The organism is Brakhagea baltica, assembly GCF_052161605.1.
Taxonomy (GTDB): Bacteria; Planctomycetota; Planctomycetia; order Pirellulales; family Pirellulaceae; genus JBKCUI01.
Window position 1 is genome coordinate 441,196 of sequence record NZ_CP197409.1, and the last position, 23,495, is coordinate 464,690.

Consider the following 23,495-nt stretch of genomic DNA (forward strand, 5'->3'; position numbering starts at 1 on the left):
AAATCCTGAGGGCGGGCCCAAGAGCCCGCCCTCAAGGTTCATTGCTTGCTTTTGAGCGAGTTAGATTCGGAACTCGCTCAGAATGGCCTTGAATTCACGTGAAATTCCATTCAGCTTGGTGCCTTGTTCGCGTGTGAGACTTGCTTTCTCAGAGGCTTCGACTGTCCCTGACTCAACCTGGGTCATACATCGAGCGACTTCTTGTGTCGCGATTGCAGACTCCCGTGCACTGACGCTAAAGCTCTTTATCTCCTCCGACGCTCGCTCGACGCTGCGGGAGATATTTTGTGTTGCAGCTTCTTGGGAATCCAACTCCAAAACGATAGAGGTTGAACTTTGGTGGATGGATTCGATAACCTCCTCGATCATTCGAATCGCACTGGCGGCGGAATCCGAAGCGGACTGCATACTTTCAATACGTTCTCGAATTCCCTCTGTAGCCTCAGCGGTTTGCTTCGCAAGCGACTTTACTTCGCTGGCAACGACTGCAAATCCTTTACCCATTTCTCCTGCACGGGCCGCTTCGATGGTCGCGTTGAGTGCTAGGAGATTTGTTTGTTCGGCTATGTCTTGAATAAGTTGTGACACGCTACCGATTTGTTTTGCTGCTTCATCTAGCTGCTCGATTTGCTTAGAGCTTTCTTGAGCGATTTTCACTGCGTCCTGTGCAACGGTCGTGGTTTTCCGAGCATTAGAATCAACTCGCGTCGAAGCAGCCCTCATTTGCTCTACAGCTGCGGACACGCTTAGAACGGATTCTTGAATCGTATTCGTAGAGTCCGCCATCTGTTGAACGCTAATACTCATCTCCTCTGTTGCGGCGCTGACCGTTGCAGTAGTTTGCTTTGTTGTAAGTGCGTTTTCGTTTAGATGGTTTGCTGTATCCGTTAATTCGATCGATGCACCAGCTAGATTATCAGAATATCGGTCGATTGACTGAAGGATCGTTCTCAGTTTACTCTGCATAGATCTCATAGCGGACTGTAAAACCCCGACCTCGCCCGATGTACCGGTTGGGAAAGTCACCGTCAGATCTCCTTGTGCAAATTGATCTACGGCCTTAACACAATCGGAGATAGGTTTGATGATGCGTCGTCTTAGAACCCAGAAGATTCCACTAAGCATCAAGCCGATGATTGCAAAAAGCGCAATCAAGCCTTGGCCAGCGGAATAGGTTGCGGCCTTTTGGGAGTCGGAAAGATCCTTTATGATCTCGAAAGCACCGTGCAGATCTCCTACCTTGAGATTCTCCATATGATATCCGGTTCCGTCCAATCCATCCTTGTTTCCCCAGTATTGCTCGCTAAGAGCTGGAGATCCGTGGCACAACATGCAATCATTTGTGAGACGAATTGGGCGAAAAAATCGTACTGCATTTAAGTTCTTGTCGTGGACGTACTTTTCTTTAAGACTAGGGTCTGCTGCAAACTGCTTGAGTACATCCGCCTCGATAGCGTCTGGTTCGTTGTCGGGATTTCGCGGATTAAATTTTGGAGTTTTGACTCTCAGTTTATCTCCTTCCGCTGCGCCCAACGCGCTCTTCCATGCAGCAACAATGGGGACAGCAGCTAGGATGTGATCGGTCTTCCCCTCAGCAGCCCATTCCTTCATGAGTTCTTGAGAAAAGATCCCTAAACTCCATTTAGCAGCCATATCATTGCGAACTGCTTCGGCGACTTGAATGATACTGTTGGCTTGTTCGGCTGCTTGCTTTCGAGCCTCGCTCTGGACGCTCCAGTAGTAAAGACCGGCGAGGCAGATCGCCACCACAACGGCTTGAATAAAGACCTGCCCAACAATACTAGAGAGAAATTTTTTCACGGCTTACTATCCCAAGAATTTGAAAATGAATCGTTTTCTTGACGATGCTGGGGCTTGTCGTCGTCATCTCACTGCTTGAAGAAATCGATCGTTCCATTCCAAAACGGTTGAGGCTTCCGCGTCGGGAGCATAAGTAACGGTTGGGTATCGATGACTCTTACTGTTCGCAAGACATGGCAAGTGTAGAATGAGAACACAAGACCAAGGCGTAAAGCTTTTCCTATCTTGTTACAATCCGGATTGCACTACTTCGTAGAAACGCTACCGCTAGGTTAAACCGTCGTCAGGTTGCATTTAGACGACTTTTGTTCTTCAAAATCACCGGGATCCACCTAAAATGGCAAGCAACACTGGGTGCTTGATTGCGCATCAAAACGACACTGAGATCACTAGATTTGGCACACTGGCGAATCTTTTTGACACACTACTAACGAAAAACATCGCGACGGTTTCAAATCACAAGGTATCGTTTCAGGTGGGACAAGACGAATTTATTGTGTTTCGATCCGAGCAACGACCCTGGAATGCCATCGATTCTAAAGCTTGCTCGGTAGTAAAATTTTCGCTCATCGTCGTGCCAATTATACAAGGAAGGTAAACATGGTAAATGGTGCTCGAGTCCGGATTGCCTGCGTCTTTGGCATGCTTGTTTTCAGTGCACTCTCTCACGTTGCCTTTTCAAGCTCTCCTCCAAGTGACACGTTGGAAGCCAAGGCCGCCGATTTTTCCAGGCAGCTGTCTACTGCAGAATGGCTCGGGCCCATGTCAGCAGTAGCGTTGTCACCATTCTTTGGGCTGACTTGCTTATCGGGACTCGCGACTTACGGTCCTGATTGGGCAACACAGAACAGCCTCCTGCTAGGCGATACAGGCCCAATGAACAACCCGGTACTTTTTTGGGTGATGTTCTCGTTAACCATTGTCACCAGTCTGCCACGCTTTACGAAACTCAGTAAACCTCTGGCGTTGCTAGCAGAAACTTTGGAATCCTATTCGGCGATTATTATCCTGATCGCGATAAAGTTTTCACCCTTGATTGGTGTTTCCTCCGGCGAACCGGAAGTGGCTAGTCAATTTGGTGAACCACTAGTGCATGCAGGAATTGGGGCGTTAAGTGCGGACATCATGTTTTCAATTGTTGCGGCTACCAACATCATCGTTATCAACACCATAAAACTGAGCTGCGAGTTTTTTGTTTGGCTAATCCCTATTCCGTTTGTTGACAGTATCTTCGAGACGATCAACAAGACTGCTTGTGCAACGCTCGCTATCCTCTATGCCTATTCACCGATTTCCGCGTTGCTTGTGAATTTTGTTCTTTTCCTGGCCTGTGCACTAATATTCGTTCAGGTGACACGCTACCTGAGATACTTCAAATACCTTTACGTTTTCCCGGTTTTACGGTCCGCTGTGGGGTACAACGAATCCGAGTCCAAATCCTTCTCAGGATTCCTTACCCAGCGTTGGCGGCAGTTACCTAGCAAAACCGAACTTCAATTGATCCGGGTAAGTGGTGATCGATTGGAAGTGAACTATCCAACATGGCTCACAACTTACCCGAAAGGGATAGCGGCTATTAAGCAGATTGAATCATCAGCTCTGTGCGACAAGCTGACAATTCTTCTAGAAGGTGAAAGGCTCGTCTTGGAGGTCCGAAAGGGTATTTTTCCTAAGACTGCAGAGACGGCAGTTGCTCTCGGAAGCTAACTTAGTATCTCGCTTATGACATGCCCCTCGACGTTGGTTAAGCGTCTGTCCAAACCATTATGCCGGAATGTTAAACGGGTATGGTCCATTCCGAGCAAATGCAGAATGGTGGCGTTGAAATCATAGAGGGGATGGATATGGTCCACCGCTTTCCAGCCTAGATCATCGGTCGCTCCGTGACTAATCCCCTTCTTTACACCAGCTCCGGCCAACCAACAGGTGAAGCCATCGGGGTTATGATCACGCCCTTGTGATCCTTTTTGAAACATCGGCATCCGGCCAAACTCGGTACACCATACTACCAACGTATCCTCCAGCATGCCTCGCTGTTTCAAGTCCCTGTACAACGCAGCCACGGGTTGGTCCATGATCCCTGCATGGCGATCATACTGTTCCTTTAGCTTATTGTGGCCATCCCAGTTCAGCTCACCTCCACTTGCGTACGACCCGTTGAACAACTGAACGAACCGAACTCCACTTTCCAGTAATCGCCGCGCTAAGATGCAGTTTTTAGCAAAAGCCGCTTTGGTAGGATTCTCGACACTGTCTGCTCCATAATCTCTCAGGACATAAGCTGGCTCATTCGAGAGGTCCATCACATCGGGTACGCTCAGCTGCATCTTGGCCGCTAACTCATAACTGGCGACTCTTGCTGCTAGTTTATCTTCGCCCGCATACACGCTATCGTGTTGGTGGTTGAGTTGTCGCAGCAATTCCAATACGGCTTGGTCCTCAGCAATAGACAGATTCGGGGCCTTGAGATTGCGAATCGGCTGATTGGAACTGAACGTCGTTGCCTGAAACGCAGCAGGCAAAAAGCCAGGCCCCCAGTTATTGGATCCGTTCTGCGGGACACCGCGTGGATCGGGGATTGCGACATAGGCGGGTAGGTTCTCATTCTCGCTTCCCAACGCGTATGTTACCCAAGCCCCCAAGCTCGGAAAACCATCCAGAACAGAGCCGGTCGATAGAAAGTTTTCAGCTGGTCCATGAGTGTTACTGGTGCTAGTCAAGGAATGCAAGAATGCGAACTCGTCCGTCAATTCCGCCAAATGAGGAATCATCTCGGAGACCATTTTCCCGGTCTGGCCACGAGGTTTGAACGCATACTGCGGTTTCGCCAACTCGCCTGCTGGTCCCTGGAACGTAACCGCAGGACCATTTTCCAATAACTGTCCATCGCGTCGAGCGAGCTCCGGTTTGTAGTCCCAGGTTTCTAGCTGACTGACCGCTCCTGCACAAAAAATCACGAGCACTTTTTTTGCTTTTGCGGGAAAGTGAGAGGAACGCGAAGCATAGGGACGCGACGGATCGATACTGTCAGACTCCGTAGCCAGAAGATTGTCCTGTTGAAGCAAACTCGTCAGCGCGACAGCGCTCAACCCGCTCACAGTATCGCTTAGAAAACGGCGGCGATCGAGCCAGCTGAGATAGATGGGATTTGGATTCGTTGCGACTTGACTTCGGTGATTCATTTGGATCTTACCTTGCTATCCGGAATGCTAATGAAGGTACAAGTACTCGTTGCTATTAAACAACGCTCGACAAAGCAACGCCAAACCATGCTGACTCACGTAGGGACGTGCGATCTCGATCTCTTGAGCTGAAGGAAATCGACCAAGTATGCGTTTATAGATCTCTGAAATGTTACTCACAGTTTTATCTGAATCCACCGCATCGCTAGTTGATGAAGACACAATGGATTTGTCTAAGCTCGATGACACTTCTAGAACAATGGAACTATTCAGGAGATTTAACGCTTGAATGGGTGTCGTGGACTCTCGACGTATCGGTAAACTCTGTCCTCCGTCAGGACAATCGAATGCACCGAATACCGCGTCTCGTTCCCTGCGTACCCTATGCGCAAAAATCATCCTCCTGTTATTGGTCCCGAGAAGTTTCTCAATCGGTTCGAAACCTGTTAAGCCACCTCGCTTATCAAATAGGTCAAAGCCAGAGCCTCCCATGGTCAAAGATAATTGTCCGGTCGATGCCAGCAACGAGTCTCGTAGCGTTTCACCTTCCAGGCGACGCATCGGGTAACGCCACAACAGACGGACCTCGGAGTCCAGATTGTTTCCCGCCTCATGCGGGACCGAGCTTTGACGATAGGTTGACGAAAGCACGATCTCCCGGTGCATGGCTTTGATCGACCATCCCGAACGCTGAAACCGATCAGCAAGATAATCTAAAAGTTCCAGATGAGAGGGGGGGCTGCCATTGCGACCGAAATCGTTTGAGGTTTCCACAAGGCCCACACCAAAGTGAGATTGCCAAATTCGATTCACCATGACACGAGCAGTCAACGGATTTTCTTTGCTCGCGATCCATGCTGCCAATGTCCTCCGTCGCTCGATTTCGCTCACAGCCGAATCCAAACCCAAGTTACCAAAGATGTTTGGAATAGATGGGGGAACGGGTTGCTGCGGTTGCTCTGGATCGCCGCGACGCAACAATCGAATGTCGTCTGGATTTCGAAAAACACCTGCAAAAACGGGACGTCCGCCGTCGGGATTGCTGCGGATCTCTGCGAGAATTACGTCGTACTCTTGCTGCATGACATCGATTTGAAGTTCACTCGATTGCAATCCTTCCACCTGGATGATTGGATACTGCGGCCCGCCCTCATCGTACTGCGCACGATCGGTATGATCACTTAGCAAAAACCAGTTATCGTCACCCAATGCTCCTTCGATCCGGTACTGAATCGGGAGTCGATCAGAGTACTCGCGAAAACGATCGCGTCCCCAATCGACTCGCTCTACCTCGGTCGCTTCTCCTAGTTGGATTTCGATCCAGCCACCACCAACTTCATTAGACATCCAGCTTCTAGAATTGCCAAACTGCCCGTCGTTAACAAATCGCAATTCATGGCGATCTGGCGTGGTATTGCTGCCAGATGCAATCACCTTTACCCTATCAGTCGCCCGAGCAACGTTCATTCCATGGGAGTCGAAAATTTGAAGCTCATCAATGCATGGCTCAAGTCGATTGGTCGCCAGTACGGTAAAGCGAACGCGATCGACGCGACGAGACGGAAAACGATCAATGTTGTGGCGTGCGTTGACGGAAGGACGTTGAGCACCAGATTGGAAGAGCGGAACATGCTCGGCTAAGCGACGATTGAGTTCCGCGAATCTGACTCGAAGATCAGAGGCTCGCTCGTCAGCATCTGCATCCTTTATGATCCTATCCTCATATTCGACACCGGCTACAAAAGCTTGCATGCCAAAGTAATCGACCTGACTTACGGGATCGAATTTGTGGTTGTGACAACGTGCACAGCCAATGGAAAGACCGAGGAACGTTTGGCCTATGTTGACCACGATTTCATCCAAGGCATCTTGGCGAGCCAGTCGTTTGGATGGCTCATCCTGTCCAATCTGGCCAGGCAGTAAAACGGAAGCAGTGATCAAGAACCCGGTCGCTGCATCATGGCCGGTCGAATCCCCCGCAATTTGTTGTTGGATAAACGAATCGTAGGGAGTGTCGTTGTTAAATGACTCAATGACATAATCGCGGTAGGGCCAGGCATTCGGACGTTCCGTATTGACTTCAAAACCATGGGTATCAGCATACCGCACGACGTCAAGCCAATGCTGCGCAAACCGCTCGCCATAACGAGGAGACGCCAACAACCGCTCCACAACTTGTTCATACGCGTCAGCATCTGTGGACGAATCGAATGCGACTATCTCGTCCCATGAAGGTGGTAGACCAGTGAGGTCCAGGGTGACTCTTTTGAGCCAAGCGCGGCGCGAGGCCTCGGGGCTATGCTTCAGCCCCACGTTGTCGAGTTGCTTGGCGATGAACAAATCTAACGGTGAACGAGCCCGTGCCATAAACTGCCCGTGCTTAGACCAATCTCCTAGCAGACTTGCTACCGTCGTGTCTCTGGGAGGCTGAAATGCCCAGTGATCGAGAGGATCAGCTATCTCGACTTCGTCGATACCATCTGGCCATTGAGCTCCTTGTTCGAGCCATCGTCTGATGATGTCGATCTCGTCGGGCGATAATGGCGGGCCATCGGGAGGCATGTGAGTTTCGTGCGACTGGTCACTTATAACTTGCAACAAGAGGCTATCATCGGAACTCTCCTGAATCAACTTGGTCCCATAGAGTTCACCTCCCGAGAAAGCCGATGCTTTATGGTCCAGTCTAAGACTGCTACTAGGCTGATCTCCGGAGTGGCAAGCATAGCAATGCTCCTGAAAAATGGGGCGAACGTCTTTCACAAAATCTACAGTCACGGGCTCTTGGGCCGACAGTAGACTCATGCATGCTGCAAAGCAAACGTTGGCGATGGAAGCGACAATCGTAGCACGAACCATGAGACAAGTAGGAGGGGTATGGCAGGTGTTCGAGGCGGGTAATTAACCGCGACATTATAACATCCCGAGCATTCCGAAGGGGGCGAATAAGACCAAAAATCGCTCCCCATTGTCCTTCCCGCTCACTAAAGTTCTGCATCACGGACGTACTTATTCAGCCACAGAACCATCTCAGCGTGGGTGTGAAGCACAGATTGGCGCGCGACGTAACCATGACTCTCGTAGGGTAGCATGACCAATCGAGTGTTCCCGCCATTGCCTTTTACTGCTTGGTACATCCGTTGCGATTGGATTGGGAAAGTCCCGGAATTGTTGTCATCTTCCCCGTGTATCAACAAGATAGGAGCCTTGATTCGATCTGCATACATGAAGGGAGAAACCTTTTCGTACACCTCCTTGGCATCCCATATGGGGCGACGTTCCGATTGGAATCCAAAGGGAGTTAGCGTTCGGTTGTATGCTCCGCTTCGCGCGATCCCGGCCTTGAACAAGTCGCTGTGCGCGAGGAGGTTCGCGGTCATAAACGCTCCGTAGCTATGTCCTCCCACAGCGACGCGATTTCGATCTGCCACTCCGAGTTCGACAGCATGATCGATGGCCGCTTGCGCTGCGTCAACGATTTGCTCGATAAAGGTATCGTTCATGGTCTCAGGGTCGCCAATGATGGGCATGGTGGCGTTGTCCATGATCGCATACCCTTGGGTCAGCAAGGAAAGATGGCTTATACCACTGATTCGGGTGAAAGATGAGGGAGTTGCGGACACTTGTCCAGCCGTCGCCGCATCATTGAATTCGAGCGGATACGCCCAAACCAATAGAGGTAGCTTGGTTCCCGGTTTATAGTCTGCTGGCAAATAAAGTGTTGCGGACAAAGGCACACCATCGGCGCGTTGGTACTTGACGACCTGTTTGCTAATCTTTCGCACTTGTGGCGTTGGATCTTGAAAATCGGTCAACGCGATTTCCGAGTTGTCCGATAAGTCTTTCAGGAAATAGTTTGGCGGCGTGGTAGTCGATTCGCGACGAGTAATAAACCGTGGAGCATGGCTCGAGGATCCCGGTATGACGGTTACGACACTTTCGAGCGTGCCAGGTGCGCACCTCCAAAGGCGTTCGGTTTCCAGGGTAACTAAATTCTTCCGGTCAAGAAAAGGCAGGTTACCCTCCGGGCTTGCACCTGCACCGGCCATGTAAACCCAATCGCCATCTTGGATAACCACTGGTGCGCCGTTTTCGTTAGGCTTGGTAATCATTCGCCCTGGATCTCCGTAGGCATCCCGCTGGTTGCGATCGATGATGGTTCTCGGCGGAGCGTCGTATTGGTTCGCTTGGTAGAGCAACGATCTGATCCAGCGGCGATCCCGATCGTACTCTGTTGTCATCATCAAACCAGGATCTGAAAAGAAGGTGCCTCCTGAAAACCGATGCTCAACTTTTACTAGCAGTTCAGGCGGAGATTGAAAAGGCGCAGCCAGTCGTTTAAGTTGTTCACGGAAAGGAACTTTGTTCTTGGGATCTCCTTCGTCTAGTGCTTCTGTCCAGACCAAGGTTGCAGGGGCGTGCGGGTCCCAACGAATCGCTCTTCGTCCGAGTCGAACACCTTCGATGGGAATATTTTCTTCGAGAGGCACATCGGCAACTCGATAGACTTCGTCGCCGCTCCAATCCACCACGCTGATCGTTTTTGGGAACGAGCCGACCGTTAACTGATACGAGTACGGTTTCGCAAGGGCTGTTGTTAGGAATAGCGAGCCATCGGGTGAAGCGTCAGCATCTAAAAGAATGGCTGGTTTGCCGATCCATCGTGCGGGTTGGTTTGGAGTGAGAACAGCTAATTGCACCTTACCAAAATAGTCAAACAACTCTTCATCGTGTGGATTTGTCAGCAAGTTCTGAAACGTTCGCGCGGGTGATTTATTGCCGAACGATTCTTGAACCGTTGGCCCCACTGGAGCGCGAGGCTTGGCAGGCTCTTCTCCTCGCGCGGTGGGTACAGTTGCACAGAGTACGCTTTTGCCGTCGGGCATCCACTCGAATTCGAATAGCACTGTGGATAAACGATCGGTTAGCAAAATCGGACAATTAGGCTCCTCTACGGACATCCACCATAGTTCTTGATTCGCATCCCGCTGAACGACGTAGACAAGGCAATCGGAAGTATGGGACCAGCTCAAGCTCGAGATCTTGACAGGGGCATCTATCGGAATTGTTACCGGCGCAGCGTCTGGTTTTTCTAGTAGCCGAATCGACAGACCACGGTAGAAGCTTGTTTGAAAAGAGCTGTTGTTGGCGGGATCGATTCGCATGCCTGCAAGCGGAACCGCTCTTCGTGCCAAATCCTCGATCTCGGGCATAGCATCGCGCTCGAGAAAAACGAGCCAGCGGGAGTCCGGGCTGAGTGAAAGGGTAGGTTCTGGCTTGGCGTCGATGATATCGACGATCTCTTTAGGAGGAAGCAGGTAGCCATCGTTGGCGAAAGTGGGACTCAAGTTCATTGCAGCCGTGCTAAGAAATGCGAAAATGGCAATAAGTTTCATGATCAAAACAATCGTGATGGGTGACTTTACCGAATAATCCGATTATGACGAGTCCTTTCGGTAAATGGTATGGGTTCTCAGGCTTCTAAGTATTTCTTTCTGCGAATCTCTTTGACAAAATCGAATTTGTTCAAGTCGCTTCTTTAACAGCCAATGGGTCCTGGATACATTGGATGGAGTCAAAACCACGAGCGGGTTGATCTGCCCATCGTGAATCCACTACAGGAACGTATTGCGTATGTCTCAATCGCTACCAGCCGAAACCGAAGTTGACCTGCTTCTCCGAAACGCACAATTGCGCGATGAGTTAGAACCCTACCTTGACGAATCGGTGGATTTGGTCAGCTTACAACACATGTCTCTCGCTGAAGAGAACGAATTTTTGGCCTCGATACTTGCGTGGGAGCGAGCACCGACGCTGCCTATCAGCCAGTGGTTCGAGCCAGAACTAAAATTGCCGAACCCCGAGCATTTGACCGACGGGCAAGTTCACTCGATCCTGTGGCAGACCATAGAGCAGCTTTACGATCAACGAGTGGTTCTTGACTTAACGGATCATCTAAGCGATCGACAACTGTACTGCCTGATCGCGAGAGATATTTTACCCTCATTCGAAAAGAGGATCGCTGACCATCGCAATTTCTTGCATTGGCATTGCCTCGAGGAGAATGACATGGATTGTTGGCTCAAGTACTATGCAACAGACGTTGAGCGAGAACAATGGGAGATGGAGACGGGATTGGAACTGCCCGAGCGTGAGGAGCTTCCCTTTCCGCGTAAAATGCCACGACGTCCCAATAATATGGGCTAGCACTCGACAGTACCGATCAGCCGAGGGCAAACTTTGAGACTTACCTTTGGTTTGTCGTGAGGGGAATTAGCGAGACGTTAAGCTTGTATTGCTCTCCATCTCGGATGAAGAGCACTTCGACAGGTCGGTCAGTGCAGGTTAGTCCTACAAGCTGTACTAGATGCTCGTCGTTATCGACAATGTTGCCGTCAAATTCCAGGATGACGTCACCGTACTTAAGCCCAACTTGCTCCGCAGGGCTGTTCGGACGGACGATCTTTACAAAGGCACCTTTCGGCCTCGGAGATCCGGGGATGGAACGAGCCGGATTGTTAAAAACGGGGTCTACACTGACTCCCAGATAGGAACGCTGGATACCCCCACGTTCTACTAGTTGTTGAGCAACATTCATCGCAATATTGATGGGAATCGCGAAGCCGATTCCCTCGCTCCCACCGCTGTTGCTAGCGATCGCCGTGTTGATTCCTATGACCTCTCCTCGCAAGTTCATCAGTGGGCCACCGCTGTTGCCGGGGTTGATGGCTGCATCTGTTTGGATGAAATCCTGGAATACGATCGCTTTTGATCCTAGCTCTAGATTGCGACGCCCCTTGGCACTGACTATGCCGTAACTCACCGAATGATTGAGTCCAAAAGGGCTACCAACGGCAAAAACATAGTCGCCAATATCGACGTTACGACTATCTGCGATTCGGGCTGCTGGAAGGTCGATTCCTTCTACATCTAAAACTGCAATGTCCGTCGAGGGGTCTTCGAGAACCCGGCGTGGGCTTATTTGTCCACCGTCTGAAGTTTCAATGCGAATGCTGTGTAGGGGAGCACCATGAACAACGTGACGATTGGTCAGAATGACTGTGCTCTTAGCGATCTTAGTGATAAAGCCGGAGCCTGCTTCCTCAATGCGTTTGGGCGACGCTGACTTGAATGTTCCTCGTTCCGGAGCGGGTTCTTCTTTGATAGCTTCAATGTGAACGACGGTTGGAGCAACCAGCTTAACGACGCGTCTGAGAAGCGATTGTTGACGCTCGAGGATCTCCACCTCTTGACTGATTTGGGCATACTGCTCGTCTCGACTTTGGCTCGAGTAAAAATCAGCAGGTTTACGAACGGAAATTGGAATTTGCTCGGTACCCCTTGGCGGGAAGGGTGCCTGCTGTGCATTGCTGGATGAGGCTCCAGCAAAAATTAAACCGAGAGTGAGCCATGAAGAAAGTTGCGTTCTCTTGGAGTGGTCAAGGAATCTTAATTTCATAGGATCGCTCTGAATCGCCTTCTTTTGGATGGGTCGCGTGAAGACCGCCAGAAATGTAGATCGTAGGGAGAGGAGAGGGGACGAAAACCGCTCCTTAATCATGATTTCGGTCACGAAGTCGAAAGAAATGCTGTCTCTACCGGTTGAATGCTCAGAAAAGGGCCGGTTGATGGTCAGTTGCGACAGAAGTGAGATACAAACTGATGATTCGGATCGTGCCACCTGTACCGACCGTACAGGCAGAATGGCTTTAGCAGAACGCCCGACGGGACATTCCCGGGTGGTCACTTCTGTTTCTGGCCACCCGTCGAGACTTATGATTCCACGGAGCAGGTAACGAGTTTTTGTCTGTCAGGAGGGCTTGTCAGTGAATAGAATCCTTCGACTCCAATTTTTGCATCGATCTTAAAGCTGGGAATTGCATCATGACTTCGAATAAAAACGACCTCCTTCACTCGATAGAACCGTTACGACTCCAATTGCTTCGGCACCCTCTCTATACCTGTCTACGTGACCTCGATGCTTTGCGTATTTTTATGGAGCATCATGTTTTCGCAGTCTGGGACTTTATGTCGCTGATTAAGAGCCTGCAATCCATTTATTGTGGCACTTCGATTCCTTGGGTGCCTTGTGGGGACGCAAAAGTGGCAAGAATGATTCACGAAATCATCCTTGAGGAGGAGACCGATGAAGATGGAGAAGGTGGTTACGCAAGCCACTTCGAACTTTACCTGCGAGCCATGAAGAATTGCGGAGCTAACACTCAGCGAATTGACGCGTTTGTGCAAATTGTTGCAGACGGCACCACTGTTGATGACGCGTTGACTCGTATTGGTGCATCAGATGCTGTTAGCGAATTTGTAAGGCATACGTTCTCCGTGATTCGAACGGGTGACCCTGTTCAGATCGTATCGGCGTTTACCTATGGACGCGAGAATCTACTACCAGATGTTTTTGGACAGATCGTCGAGGGAATTGACGAGAAAACAAACGGTGAGATCTCGATGTTTCGCTACTACCTGGAACGCCATATCGGCCTAGATGGCGACGTTCATGGCCCCCTTGCGGAGCAGTTGGTTTGCCATCTCTGCGGAGACGATCCCGCTCGTTGGGAACTCGCCCAAAGGTCTGCAACTCAGGCCCTTGAGCATCGCTTGAGACTATGGGATAGCTTGCACCAAGCTATCTCAGTCGTGGTAACCTCGCCACATCCAAACCAATGTGTCGGCTAAAGTGTGTTCGTAAACATTGCCGTCGCAGTGCTTGGAGTTATAGCTGTAGACAAAGCGATAGTCATAGCCTTTTGCTTTGAGGGCGTCGGCAGTCCGACGATTCGCCATGACCCAGTTATGGTAGGTCTCTTCAGGATCGTTCGCGCGGAGATCGAACTCCGAAACGTGTGTGAAGATCCGAAGCGGCTTCTTATCGCTATTCTCAATCAGCTTCATACTTGAGTGGTATTCCCACGCACCCAGAGGATAGATCGCTTCTTCTGGCGCATTATCAGATTGCTGATCCACAAAGGTGCCGGAGTAAGTAATGATTCTTCGGAACAGATCGGGCCGAAACCACCCCATGGTCAAGGCCGCTGCCCCGCCGGAACTACATCCCATTACAGCTCGCCCCCATGGATTATCGGTGAAAGCTAGATTGGGAAAGGCCGCCCGGATTTCAGGATTGTCGAGGACAGCAGGCAGGACCTCATCGTTGATAAAGCGAGCTTCTCGATCGGACATAGTATCGTATTCGAGGCCCCTTTGGCTTCCTTTTCCATCGTTGCCGCCATTCTCAACCGAAATTGCGATAAACGCCGGAAGACGCCTATTGGGATCTTCTGAAATCGTCAGGTTGTCGAGCGCGTTCCGAACAAGATTCAGTTGGCTCGGGCCATCATGCATGACCATGATCGGAGCTTTGTGGCCATCTTGATACGCTGCCGGTACATAGACAAAGATCTTCCGCTCCTTGCGAACTTCTTTGCGTCGGTTTAACGTAGCGTCATCCCCCTTGAAGATATTGCTATCAGCAAGCTTCATTTTGAACTCGAACGTCTTACCTTTCGGATTTCCCAGATCGGTAAGGTCTTTGTCCTTTACAAACTCCGGCCCCACTTCGAAGTTACCGTTGCCCTCGGTGCCCGGTGCTTCCGTGTACTCATCCTGTGTGAGGGGGGCTGAGTACATCAAACCTGCGGAGAATACTACCGTCACGGTAGCTTGGCAAAAAGAGTGTAACAAACGTGGTGTGATTTTCATGGAGAGGTGCTCTTGATTTGAGATCGGTCAATCGGCGACGGGAGGGTTGGCGGATGCGTCTCCCCGTTCATGCCAAACCCTCAGTTTAGCAGAGCTGCATAGGAAAAACTACCAACTCAACTTAGGACCGCATTGCTTAGCGATGCCAATCCTAGCGGAACGGGCTCTAGCCCTCCGCAAGGGCTCCAACGTCATCACCGCCCATCAACATACCCAACAATTCCCCCTCACCCGGTATTATTTAGGTTTCGACGCTGAAGGGGACTCCCGGCTCGCTTCGCATCGCCCGACACCGTATGGCTTACGCCGTTACGCTCCCCTCGTGTGTTTCGGGGCATAAGCTTCCAAACCTTCAAAACGATTACAAAGACTCGAGTAAGTCGACAAGTTTGCTGATAACGATCTTTGTTTTGTACTCCATCAGTCTTTGGGTTCCCAAGGCCTCAAACTTAGCTGACGATTGAGCTTGGACCAATAGCACAATCTTGTGGGCTCGGAACTGCTCGATAGTTTTCTTTTTGTGACTCAAATACTCTGGAGTCCAGAACCCTACAATTTCGATCAAAATGCGATGTCCCGACAGGTTTTGAGCAACAAAATCCGGAATGAATACCTGCTGCCCAGAGTGAAGAATTTCCGATTCCCTCTGCAATGTCCATCCGCGAGTTTCCGATTGCTCCCAGTCTTGGAAAAACGTCTCTTCTAACTGCGAATCAAACTCGCTGTCTGGCTCTACTTCGGATGTCAATCCACTGCGATCATCTAAATGAAAGTTCAACTGTCCCCACTTGGGCTTCTTGAGCACAGCATTGGCCGACCAGCCTTTGCATGACAACAAGCCGGGCAAAAATCTCGCCATGGCGACCCCATAGCGTGTCGTTCGTTGCAACAATGAGGCAGGACCATCTAACTCAATGCGATACCCATTTCCATCTCGGTGGATCCGATGCATCAACCTAGCTAGTTTGGCAAACCGGATGATTTGCTTTAAGTCACTACTCGCCTGGATCTCGAGAGACACCGCGTCGTAAAGCACTACTTGTGTTTGAGCTACGTTGTAACGAGCCAAGAGCCCCATAGGTCTGTCGAATTTGCGAAATGCCTTTAACGTGTGATTCTCAGGTAAGTCCAAAAACATGTGGTCGGCTATGTCCTGCCACGAGCGATTGAGCTCCGCCGCAATCCTCTGTTTGGCTTCAGATTCTAACGTGCCGGACAAGGCTGATCGCTGACTCGTTATCGGCTGATACTTGGAGGCAAGCCGAAAGACTTCGCGTCTTAGCTTGGCAGATTCCCCCTTCGAATCGGTGACGTATTCGCATCGCTCATCGAGAAGCTTGCAAAAGGCATCGATTCGCTTGGGGGGGCATTGAGGTAGCTTGATAAGTAGATCACGGACTTGCTTGTGCAGCACGCCACGCTTTTTACCTGCTCCTGATTCATAGACAGCAACAAGCTCCTCGGACAGCGGTCCGTACTCGGCATGCGTCGCTCTAGTCAAACGATCAGGAATGATCTGTCGGCGGACGATTTTTGAAATGGCGAGTTCTCGCGTAAGCATCGTTCTTCCGACGTTTCCTGGATTTGGTAACTTCGTTCGTGTCCTGGCACACGACTTCGTAAAGAATCGCTCGTTCGTTACCAGTCTTTCTTAGGATTCTTCCAAGCCTCTGCTGTGATTGACGATTCGAAGCTAAACCGCCAATGATAATCGCAACTTTGACTGCTGGAATATCAACTCCCTCATCCAGGATCTGATTCGCGACCAACGCGGGGTAAATTCCATCTCTGAGACCATCTAAATAATCCAGCCGCTCTTTCTTACCGCAATGGCTCAATAAACAAGGAATCAGGAAACGCATGGAAACCTCGCGAGCCATCTTGTTCGATCCCGCGAAGATAATGATCGGTGTTCCATGGTGCAGACTTAATAGATCGTCGATGACGCGCAACTTTTCCGCAGCACGATCCTCGATGGCTTGTTTCTCACGATGGGCCATCAAAATTCGATTGGCTCGAGCATCCTCTGCGGCTTCTGTATAAAGTTGCTGCCACTGGAAGTATTCATCCTCTTGGCGGCGTTCGTAAACGTACATTGCAACCGTGGTGGCTAGCTCATCGTATCGTTGTCTTTCATGAGCTTGAAGATGCACGCGCACTCGAAATACATCATAATCTGCTAAGCTCTTACCACGTACCTCTTGGATCGACAGTTTGTACACGACTGGGCCAACGAGTTCGCATAAAGACACAAACTTAGCGGAACTTTGGTCCAATGTTGCGGTCAACCCAAGCCGCTTGGTTGCGATACTCATGCGAGCGGCATCGGATCGGATGGCGCCAGGTAAGTGATGACACTCGTCGAAAACCAAAAACTGAAATCGATCTCCAAGCTTTGGCATGTGAATGCATGCGCTATCGTAGGTGGTTACGGAAATCGGTTTCACATTAAAAGTGTTGTCGCCGATAATGCCTGCATCATATCCGAACCCATGCAAAATTCTTCGATGCCATTGGTACATCAAGTCTCGTATCGGCGCGACTATCAACGTACTGCAACGGCTGCGTTTCATAGCCTGCAATGCCACTTCAGTTTTGCCAGTACCAGTCGGCATGATAATGATCCCCGACTCTTTTGTCGTCCATGCGTCGAGAGCTTGCATCTGTTCTGATCGAAGTGTTTTCGTATCATCTTTGCTAAAGACGACAGCTTGCCATCTCGGAACGCAATCGATTACGCCTAGAGGTGCTTCGCCCAATCCATCTCGAAGCGTCTTCCGTACCAGAGCATAATTTTGAGCCGTTGTTCTCCAAAGTTGGGCGCGTTCGTCCCAGGTCCAAACTTTCCGCCCAAAGAATGCATCGATCTGAGGCCCACTCCAACGATCAAGCGTTAACGTTCCCTCGTCGAACTCAAGATAGGAGAGATCGTCAGGTGTTTCAGGGCAACTGTCCAATTCCATGACACGCATACCTTTGGCGAGTTCAGTCCGGCTGACATTCCGCTAGCGTCTGGAGATACTGGGTGATCTAACTTTCGATAATCGGACAGTTCTCTAAAAACTGTTCGAGTCGACCATTTTCAACAATTGCGTGTCGGTTCGCAAGTACATTCCGGTCCCATCAAAGGCTGGTGTTGCAAAGGTTTCACCAGATATCACGTTCACTTTGTGGATTTAGATAAACATCCGATGACCAGACACCTCAACTAGGATGGTAAAGTCGATAAGCTTTATAACCGCCTGAAAGATTTCTAACTTCGAAGCCGGATTGTGTCAGAATTCTGGTTGCGATGTAGCCTCGCTGTCCGACTTGGCAGAAAACCACCACCTGGCGTTCTTTCGGAATTTCCGCAAGGCGATCTCGCAGATGATCGACCGAAATCCACTGGGCACCAGGAATCGACCCCATCTTGAATTCGTCCTCGGTTCTAACATCGATCAAGTAAACCGAACTGGCTTTCTCGAGTTGGTCGACATGAATAATCGGATGGTCGCCTCGAACGACGCCAGCGGCAATAAAGCCAGCCATGTTGATTGGATCCTTCGCTGATCCAAACTGCGGTGCATAAGCGAGTTCGGCTTCTTCTAAGTCGAACACATTCATTCCTGCTTGGATGGCCATCGCAAGCACATCGATTCGCTTATCGACCCCATCCCCCCCCACGATCTGCGCTCCCAAAACCTTGCCATCACTTGGGGCAAAAAAGAGTTTGATCGACATTCCCTGTGCTCCAGGATAGTAACCAGCGTGATTGGCTGGATGCAGGTAAACCTTTTCGAATGCTCGTCCTTCACGTTTTAAAGTTTTCTCGCTCGCGCCGGTCGACGCGACTACTACATTGAAGGCGCGAACAATTGCGGTGGCTTGCGTCCCTCGAAATTTGACACTCCGTCCGTAGATGTGATCGACAGCCAACCGACCCTGCCGATTCGCCGGTCCTGCCAGGGGGACTTGAGCCCGCGTTTTGAGAACAAAATCTTCGGTTTCAATCGCATCGCCGACCGCATAAATATCAGGGTCGGAGGTTTGCATGCTGGCATTGGTAACAATCCCCCCACGAGGACCAACCGCCAGTCCTGAATCGATCGCGAGTTTATTCTCAGGTCTCACTCCGATTCCAAAAAGGATCATGTTGCAATCCACGGACGCCCCGTCGCTGAGTTTCGCCGTTAGCCGATCGGGTTGCGATTCGATTTCTGAGATGGTAGTCGACAAGCGAACATCGACGCCCTTTGCCTTTAACTCAGCCATAATCGGGGATGTCATCTCTCGATCCATCACCGGTAGCAATTGATCGGCAAGCTCGAGCAGCGTAACCTTCACGTTGCGATGAACGAGATTTTCTACCATTTCCAAGCCGATAAAGCCTGCGCCGACGACTATGACGTGCTGGATTCCCGAATCGACGCGGGAACGAATTCGATCTACGTCATCAAGCGTTCGCAACGTGACAACATTCGGGGCATTGACTCCAGGAATGGGTGGCAAGAACGGAGAGGCACCGGGAGAAAGAATGAGTTTGTCGTACGGTTGCCGGACAAGTTCGTTCGTCCCCTGCTTTTGAACAACGACCGATTTGTTGGCGCGATCAATCTCAACAGCGTTGCAGCCAGTTTGGACATTGATCCGAAAACGCTCACGAAGTCTCTCGGGACTTGTAACAATGAGCTTATCTCGCGACTTGATCTCATCTCCTACGTAGTAGGGGAGACCGCAATTTGCAAACGAAACGTATTGCCCGCGTTCCAAGAGAACGATCTCGGCAGTCTCATCCAAACGCCTAGCTCGCGCGGCCGCTGATGCTCCACCAGCCACACCCCCAACAATAACAATTCTCATTCCAACATCCCTATCGTACTATTCAGGCGTTCAAGGTTCATAAATGCCAAGCCATGCTACTCGTCTGTAACGCAGCCTTCGCTCGCGCTCTTGACGTTCTTGATGTATTTATACAGCGTGCCGCGAGTTGCTTTTAATGGCGGAGCAACCCAAGCAGCCTTTCTTTTGGCTAAGGTTTGTTCGTCCACGGCGACATCCAAACGGTTGTTATCGGCATCAATGGTTACAATATCTCCATCCTCGACCAAGGCGAAAGGGCCGCCCACCTGCGCCTCAGGAGTGATGTGACCAACAATGAACCCGTGCGACCCCCCCGAAAAACGCCCGTCCGTTAGCAAGGCAACATCCGAACCGAGCCCAGCACCCATGATGGCGGAGGTCGGGGTAAGCATTTCTGGCATGCCGGGTCCACCCTTTGGGCCTTCGTAGCGAATGAGGATAACATCACCTTTGGCAATCTTCTTCTCCTCGAGCGCTGCCAGCATCAGCTCTTCGCTATCAAAGCATTTAGCAGGGCCTACAAACTTAAGCCCCTCTTTTCCGGTTATTTTCGCGACCGATCCTTCGGGGGCCAGATTTCCGAACAGGATTTGAATGTGTCCTGTCGGTTTGATCGGTGCACTGACTGGTTGAACAATCTTTTGCCCCTCTTTAAGACCAGGTAGCGATTCTAGATTCTCGGCCAGCGTCTTGCCTGTAACCGTCAAGCAAGAACCATCGATGAAGCCCTCCGCGAGCAGGTACTTGAGGACCGCGGGGGTACCACCGATCGAGTGCAAATCCTCTTGAACGAATTTGCCCGATGGCTTGAGATCGGCCAAGAAAGGGACGCGATCGCTGACCTTTTGGAAATCTTGGATCGTCAGATCAATACCGACACTGCGGGCCATGGCAATCAAGTGTAGTACGGCATTGGTGCTTCCACCGAGAGCAATGACGATGACCATCGCGTTCTCAAACGCTTGCCTCGTCATGATGTCTCGAGGCTTTATATCCTGCTCCATCAAGTGGCGGATTGCTTTCGCGGCTCTAGCGCACTCATCGATCTTGGCCGGATCTTCAGCAGGGATTGAGGCCGAATATGGCAACGCCATTCCCAAGGCTTCGATGGCAGAGGCCATGGTGTTGGCTGTGTACATTCCACCGCATGCGCCCGCACCGGGGCAAGAGTTTCGGACAATGTTGGCTCGCGTTTCTTCGTCGATTTGCCCTGAAATGTATTGGCCATAGCACTGGAATGCAGAAACGATGTCCAACGAGTGGCCGTTCCATTTTCCAGCACGGATCGTGCCGCCATAAACCATCAAGGCTGGACGATTCAACCGCCCCATCGCGATGAGACAGCCAGGCATGTTTTTGTCGCAACCAGGTAAGGCGATCAAGCCATCGTACCATTGTGCACCCATGATCGTTTCGATTGAGTCTGCAATCAGATCCCGGGATTGGAGAGAATAGGACATTCCCTCGGTCCCCATGCTGATACCATCGCTAACGCCAACGGTGTTAAACCGCATACCGACCAATCCTTCGTTCACAACGGCTTTCTTGACATGCATTGCCAAGTCCAGGAGATGCATGTTGCAGGTATTGCCTTCGTACCAAACGCTTCCGATGCCTACTTGCCCTTTGTTCATGTCCTCAGGGGTCATGCCGGTTCCGTACAGCATCGCTTGCGAGGCCCCCTGGCTCTTGGGTTGCGTGATTCGTGAGGAGTATTTGTTGAGAGGCTGGGATTGCATAATGGATTGGTTTGTCTAACGAATTTACTAGATGTTTTTAAACAGTTGTTACGTTTTTCTCGAAACGTTACGTCCGGATATTGCCCTAAGCCGCCGGAACATCGGTTGCACTGTAATCCTGGCTTAGTAACGTAAACCAGGCTTAGTAACGTTGACGCGATTGTAATTGAATCGCGGCGATCCCGTAAGGCGAGCCTGCTGAGCTCTTGAGCGGCACAGTTGGAGTGGCGAGGTTTATCTAGGATTTGCTACACTGATGATTCTGTAAAGTTCTCCCATCTTTTATTGCTGACTCAACATGACCAAAGCTGATAATCCGAAACGCTCCGAAGTTCCCCTCGCGGATACTTGGGATTTGACCGTTCTCTTCCCAACCGACGCGGCATGGGAAACGGCACTCAATGAGTTCGAGTCCCTTATTGGTGGGTTCGAGGCCTTTCGCGGCAAGCTCGGCGAGTCGGCAGAAACGCTTGCTCAGTGCCTCGAGTACGACTGCAAAGTCGATCGCTTGTCCGAGCGAATCGGAGTTTTCGCTTCGTTGAAGACCAGTGAGGATCAGGGCAATAGTCACTATCAGGGCTACATGGCTCGCTATTACAGTATTGCGACCAAGGCAGGGCAAGCGGCCAGCTTCATCCGCCCCGAAATCTTGGCAATTCCACAAGAAACGTTGCAAACATTTGTCGAATCACCAGCTTTGGAACCCTATCGACTGGTTGTGGAACGAATCAACCGCTTCCGTGCTCATACGCTAGCCGAACCCGAAGAAAAGCTGCTTGCCATGCAAGGTGAGATGGCTCAAACCGCTAGCAAAGTATTTCGGCAACTCAATGATGCGGATCTAAAGTTCGGCAAAATCAAGAATGAAAAAGGAGTCGAGGTCGAGCTAACCAACTCGTCGTTCAGTTCGTTCCTGGTATCTCCAAATCGTGAAGTCCGAAAAACTGCTTTTCATCATTATTATCAACAGTTTGGGGCGCACGAGAACACTCTTGCTGCCACCTTGACAGGTAGTGTCCATACCGATGTTTATTACGCCCGAGCAAGAAACTATCCGAGTGCGAGAGAGTCCTCACTATTTGCGGACAATGTCCCGGTCGATGTTTATGACAATTTGATCCAAGCAGTGCACAACCATCTTCCGTCGGTTCATCGCTACTTTGATATGCGACGACGCAAAATGGGCTTGGAAAAAATTCATCATTACGACACGTATGTGCCAATCTTGGCGGACCGGGAAACGCACTACACCTGGGACCAAGCGGTCGATGTGGTGATCGAGTCATTGCGTCCCATGGGAAGCGAATATTGCAGCACGCTTGAGGATGGTTTGCGCGGACGCTGGTGTGATCGTTATCCGAATCAAGGAAAGCGAAGCGGTGCCTTCAGCAGTGGCACATACAGGGGCGTACCTTACATCCTGATGAACTACAAGCCAACCGTGCTGAATGACGTTTTCACCCTGACACATGAAGCGGGGCATTCGATGCACACGTACTATTCTTCGAGCTCGCAGCCATTTCACTACTATAACTATACGATATTTGTCGCTGAGGTTGCCTCGACGTTCAACGAGCAATTGCTCGCCAAGTATTTGATCGATAGGGCCGAAACTCGCGAAGAGCGAGCCTCGCTCATCAATCATGAAGTGGACAGCATACGGGCTACGATTGTTCGGCAGACGATGTTTTCAGAGTTCGAGAAGATTGTGCATGAAATGGCCGAAGCGGGCGAACCGCTCACCGTGGAATCGATCAAGAGCGTTTATCGCAAACTGCTGGAAGCGTACTTTGGGCCGGAATTCTCTTTAGATGAAGAACTATCGCTCGAGTGTTTCCGCATCCCGCACTTCTATAATGCATTTTACGTGTACAAGTATTCAACGGGGCTTTCGGCCGCGATCGCACTTTCGCGTCGTGTCCTGAACGGCGGACCGCAAGAGCTCGAGGAATACATGAGCTTCTTAAAAGGTGGCTGCTCCAAGGATCCACTTGATCTGCTTCGCGGGGCAGGTGTCGACATGAGCAAACCAGAACCAGTAGAAACCGCACTTTCCGAATTTAGCAAGCTGGTCGAGGAACTCGATAGCTTGCTGTAAGGCGGGAGGTTTATGAAAAAGTTCTGAATCGTTTAAGGTCCGCTTCGCGTCGCGAAGCCAATAGTAGCGTAGGAGCGCAAGCTCCACGTTAGGGCTTCAACG

14 protein-coding genes are annotated in these 23,495 nt (G+C 50.6%); 4 read left to right on the forward strand and 10 right to left on the reverse strand.

Going from position 1 to position 23,495, the window contains the following annotated elements:
- Positions 1–60: 60 nt before the first annotated feature.
- Positions 61–1,821, reverse strand: a complete 1,761-nt coding sequence (locus SH449x_RS01780; protein ID WP_482379602.1) for a methyl-accepting chemotaxis protein — start codon at positions 1,819–1,821, stop codon at positions 61–63.
- Between the two features lie 600 nt (positions 1,822–2,421).
- On the opposite strand from SH449x_RS01780, the gene SH449x_RS01785 reads away from it, so the two are divergent.
- A complete protein-coding gene (locus SH449x_RS01785) occupies positions 2,422–3,528 on the forward strand; it encodes a hypothetical protein (protein ID WP_482379603.1) in 1,107 nt (368 codons plus the stop codon).
- On the opposite strand, the gene SH449x_RS01790 is transcribed toward SH449x_RS01785, so the two are convergent.
- From SH449x_RS01790 to SH449x_RS01800, 3 genes are all read right to left on the reverse strand, one after another.
- On the reverse strand, positions 3,525–5,003 hold the full coding sequence (locus SH449x_RS01790) for a DUF1501 domain-containing protein (RefSeq protein WP_482379604.1): 1,479 nt from the start codon (positions 5,001–5,003) through the stop codon (positions 3,525–3,527). The genes SH449x_RS01785 and SH449x_RS01790 overlap by 4 nt on opposite strands.
- A 27-nt stretch (positions 5,004–5,030) precedes the next feature.
- Complete coding sequence (locus tag SH449x_RS01795) at positions 5,031–7,859, reverse strand: PSD1 and planctomycete cytochrome C domain-containing protein (protein WP_482379605.1); 2,829 nt, start codon at positions 7,857–7,859, stop codon at positions 5,031–5,033.
- A 125-nt stretch (positions 7,860–7,984) separates the two neighbouring features.
- Positions 7,985–10,396, reverse strand: a complete 2,412-nt coding sequence (locus SH449x_RS01800) for an alpha/beta hydrolase family protein (RefSeq protein WP_482379606.1) — start codon at positions 10,394–10,396, stop codon at positions 7,985–7,987.
- 238 nt (positions 10,397–10,634) lie between these two features.
- On the opposite strand from SH449x_RS01800, the gene SH449x_RS01805 reads away from it, so the two are divergent.
- Positions 10,635–11,207 carry a hypothetical protein gene (locus SH449x_RS01805; RefSeq protein WP_482379607.1) on the forward strand — a complete coding sequence of 191 codons (573 nt, stop codon included), beginning with the start codon at positions 10,635–10,637 and terminating at the stop codon, positions 11,205–11,207.
- Between the two features lie 40 nt (positions 11,208–11,247).
- Here the strand turns inward: SH449x_RS01805 and SH449x_RS01810 are convergent, their stop codons facing one another.
- Positions 11,248–12,459, reverse strand: coding sequence for a S1C family serine protease (locus tag SH449x_RS01810; RefSeq protein ID WP_482379608.1), 1,212 nt, complete (start codon positions 12,457–12,459; stop codon positions 11,248–11,250).
- Between the two features lie 425 nt (positions 12,460–12,884).
- Here SH449x_RS01810 and SH449x_RS01815 point away from each other — a divergent pair, with 425 nt between their 5' ends.
- On the forward strand, positions 12,885–13,691 hold the full coding sequence (locus tag SH449x_RS01815) for a DUF3050 domain-containing protein (RefSeq protein WP_482379609.1): 807 nt from the start codon (positions 12,885–12,887) through the stop codon (positions 13,689–13,691).
- Here the strand turns inward: SH449x_RS01815 and SH449x_RS01820 are convergent.
- The 5 genes from SH449x_RS01820 to ilvD all read right to left on the reverse strand — a co-directional run bounded on the left by SH449x_RS01820 (position 13,647) and on the right by ilvD (position 21,295).
- Positions 13,647–14,642 carry an alpha/beta hydrolase gene (locus tag SH449x_RS01820; RefSeq protein WP_482381869.1) on the reverse strand — a complete coding sequence of 332 codons (996 nt, stop codon included), beginning with the start codon at positions 14,640–14,642 and terminating at the stop codon, positions 13,647–13,649. The two genes, SH449x_RS01815 and SH449x_RS01820, sit on opposite strands and share 45 nt — an antisense overlap.
- A 433-nt stretch (positions 14,643–15,075) precedes the next feature.
- Positions 15,076–16,275, reverse strand: coding sequence for a DUF790 family protein (locus SH449x_RS01825; protein ID WP_482379610.1), 1,200 nt, complete (start codon positions 16,273–16,275; stop codon positions 15,076–15,078).
- Positions 16,220–17,677, reverse strand: a complete 1,458-nt coding sequence (locus tag SH449x_RS01830; protein WP_482379611.1) for a DEAD/DEAH box helicase — start codon at positions 17,675–17,677, stop codon at positions 16,220–16,222. The genes SH449x_RS01825 and SH449x_RS01830 overlap by 56 nt, the downstream gene beginning before the upstream one ends.
- A gap of 241 nt (positions 17,678–17,918) precedes the next feature.
- Entirely contained in the window at positions 17,919–19,556 is a 1,638-nt protein-coding gene (locus SH449x_RS01835) for an FAD-dependent oxidoreductase (protein WP_482379612.1), read from the reverse strand.
- A 56-nt stretch (positions 19,557–19,612) separates the two neighbouring features.
- A complete protein-coding gene (gene ilvD / locus SH449x_RS01840; protein WP_482379613.1) occupies positions 19,613–21,295 on the reverse strand; it encodes a dihydroxy-acid dehydratase in 1,683 nt (560 codons plus the stop codon).
- Positions 21,296–21,593: 298 nt separating this feature from the next.
- On the opposite strand from ilvD, the gene pepF reads away from it, so the two are divergent.
- Positions 21,594–23,393, forward strand: a complete 1,800-nt coding sequence (pepF, locus tag SH449x_RS01845) for an oligoendopeptidase F (RefSeq protein ID WP_482379614.1) — start codon at positions 21,594–21,596, stop codon at positions 23,391–23,393.
- Positions 23,394–23,495 lie beyond the last annotated feature (102 nt).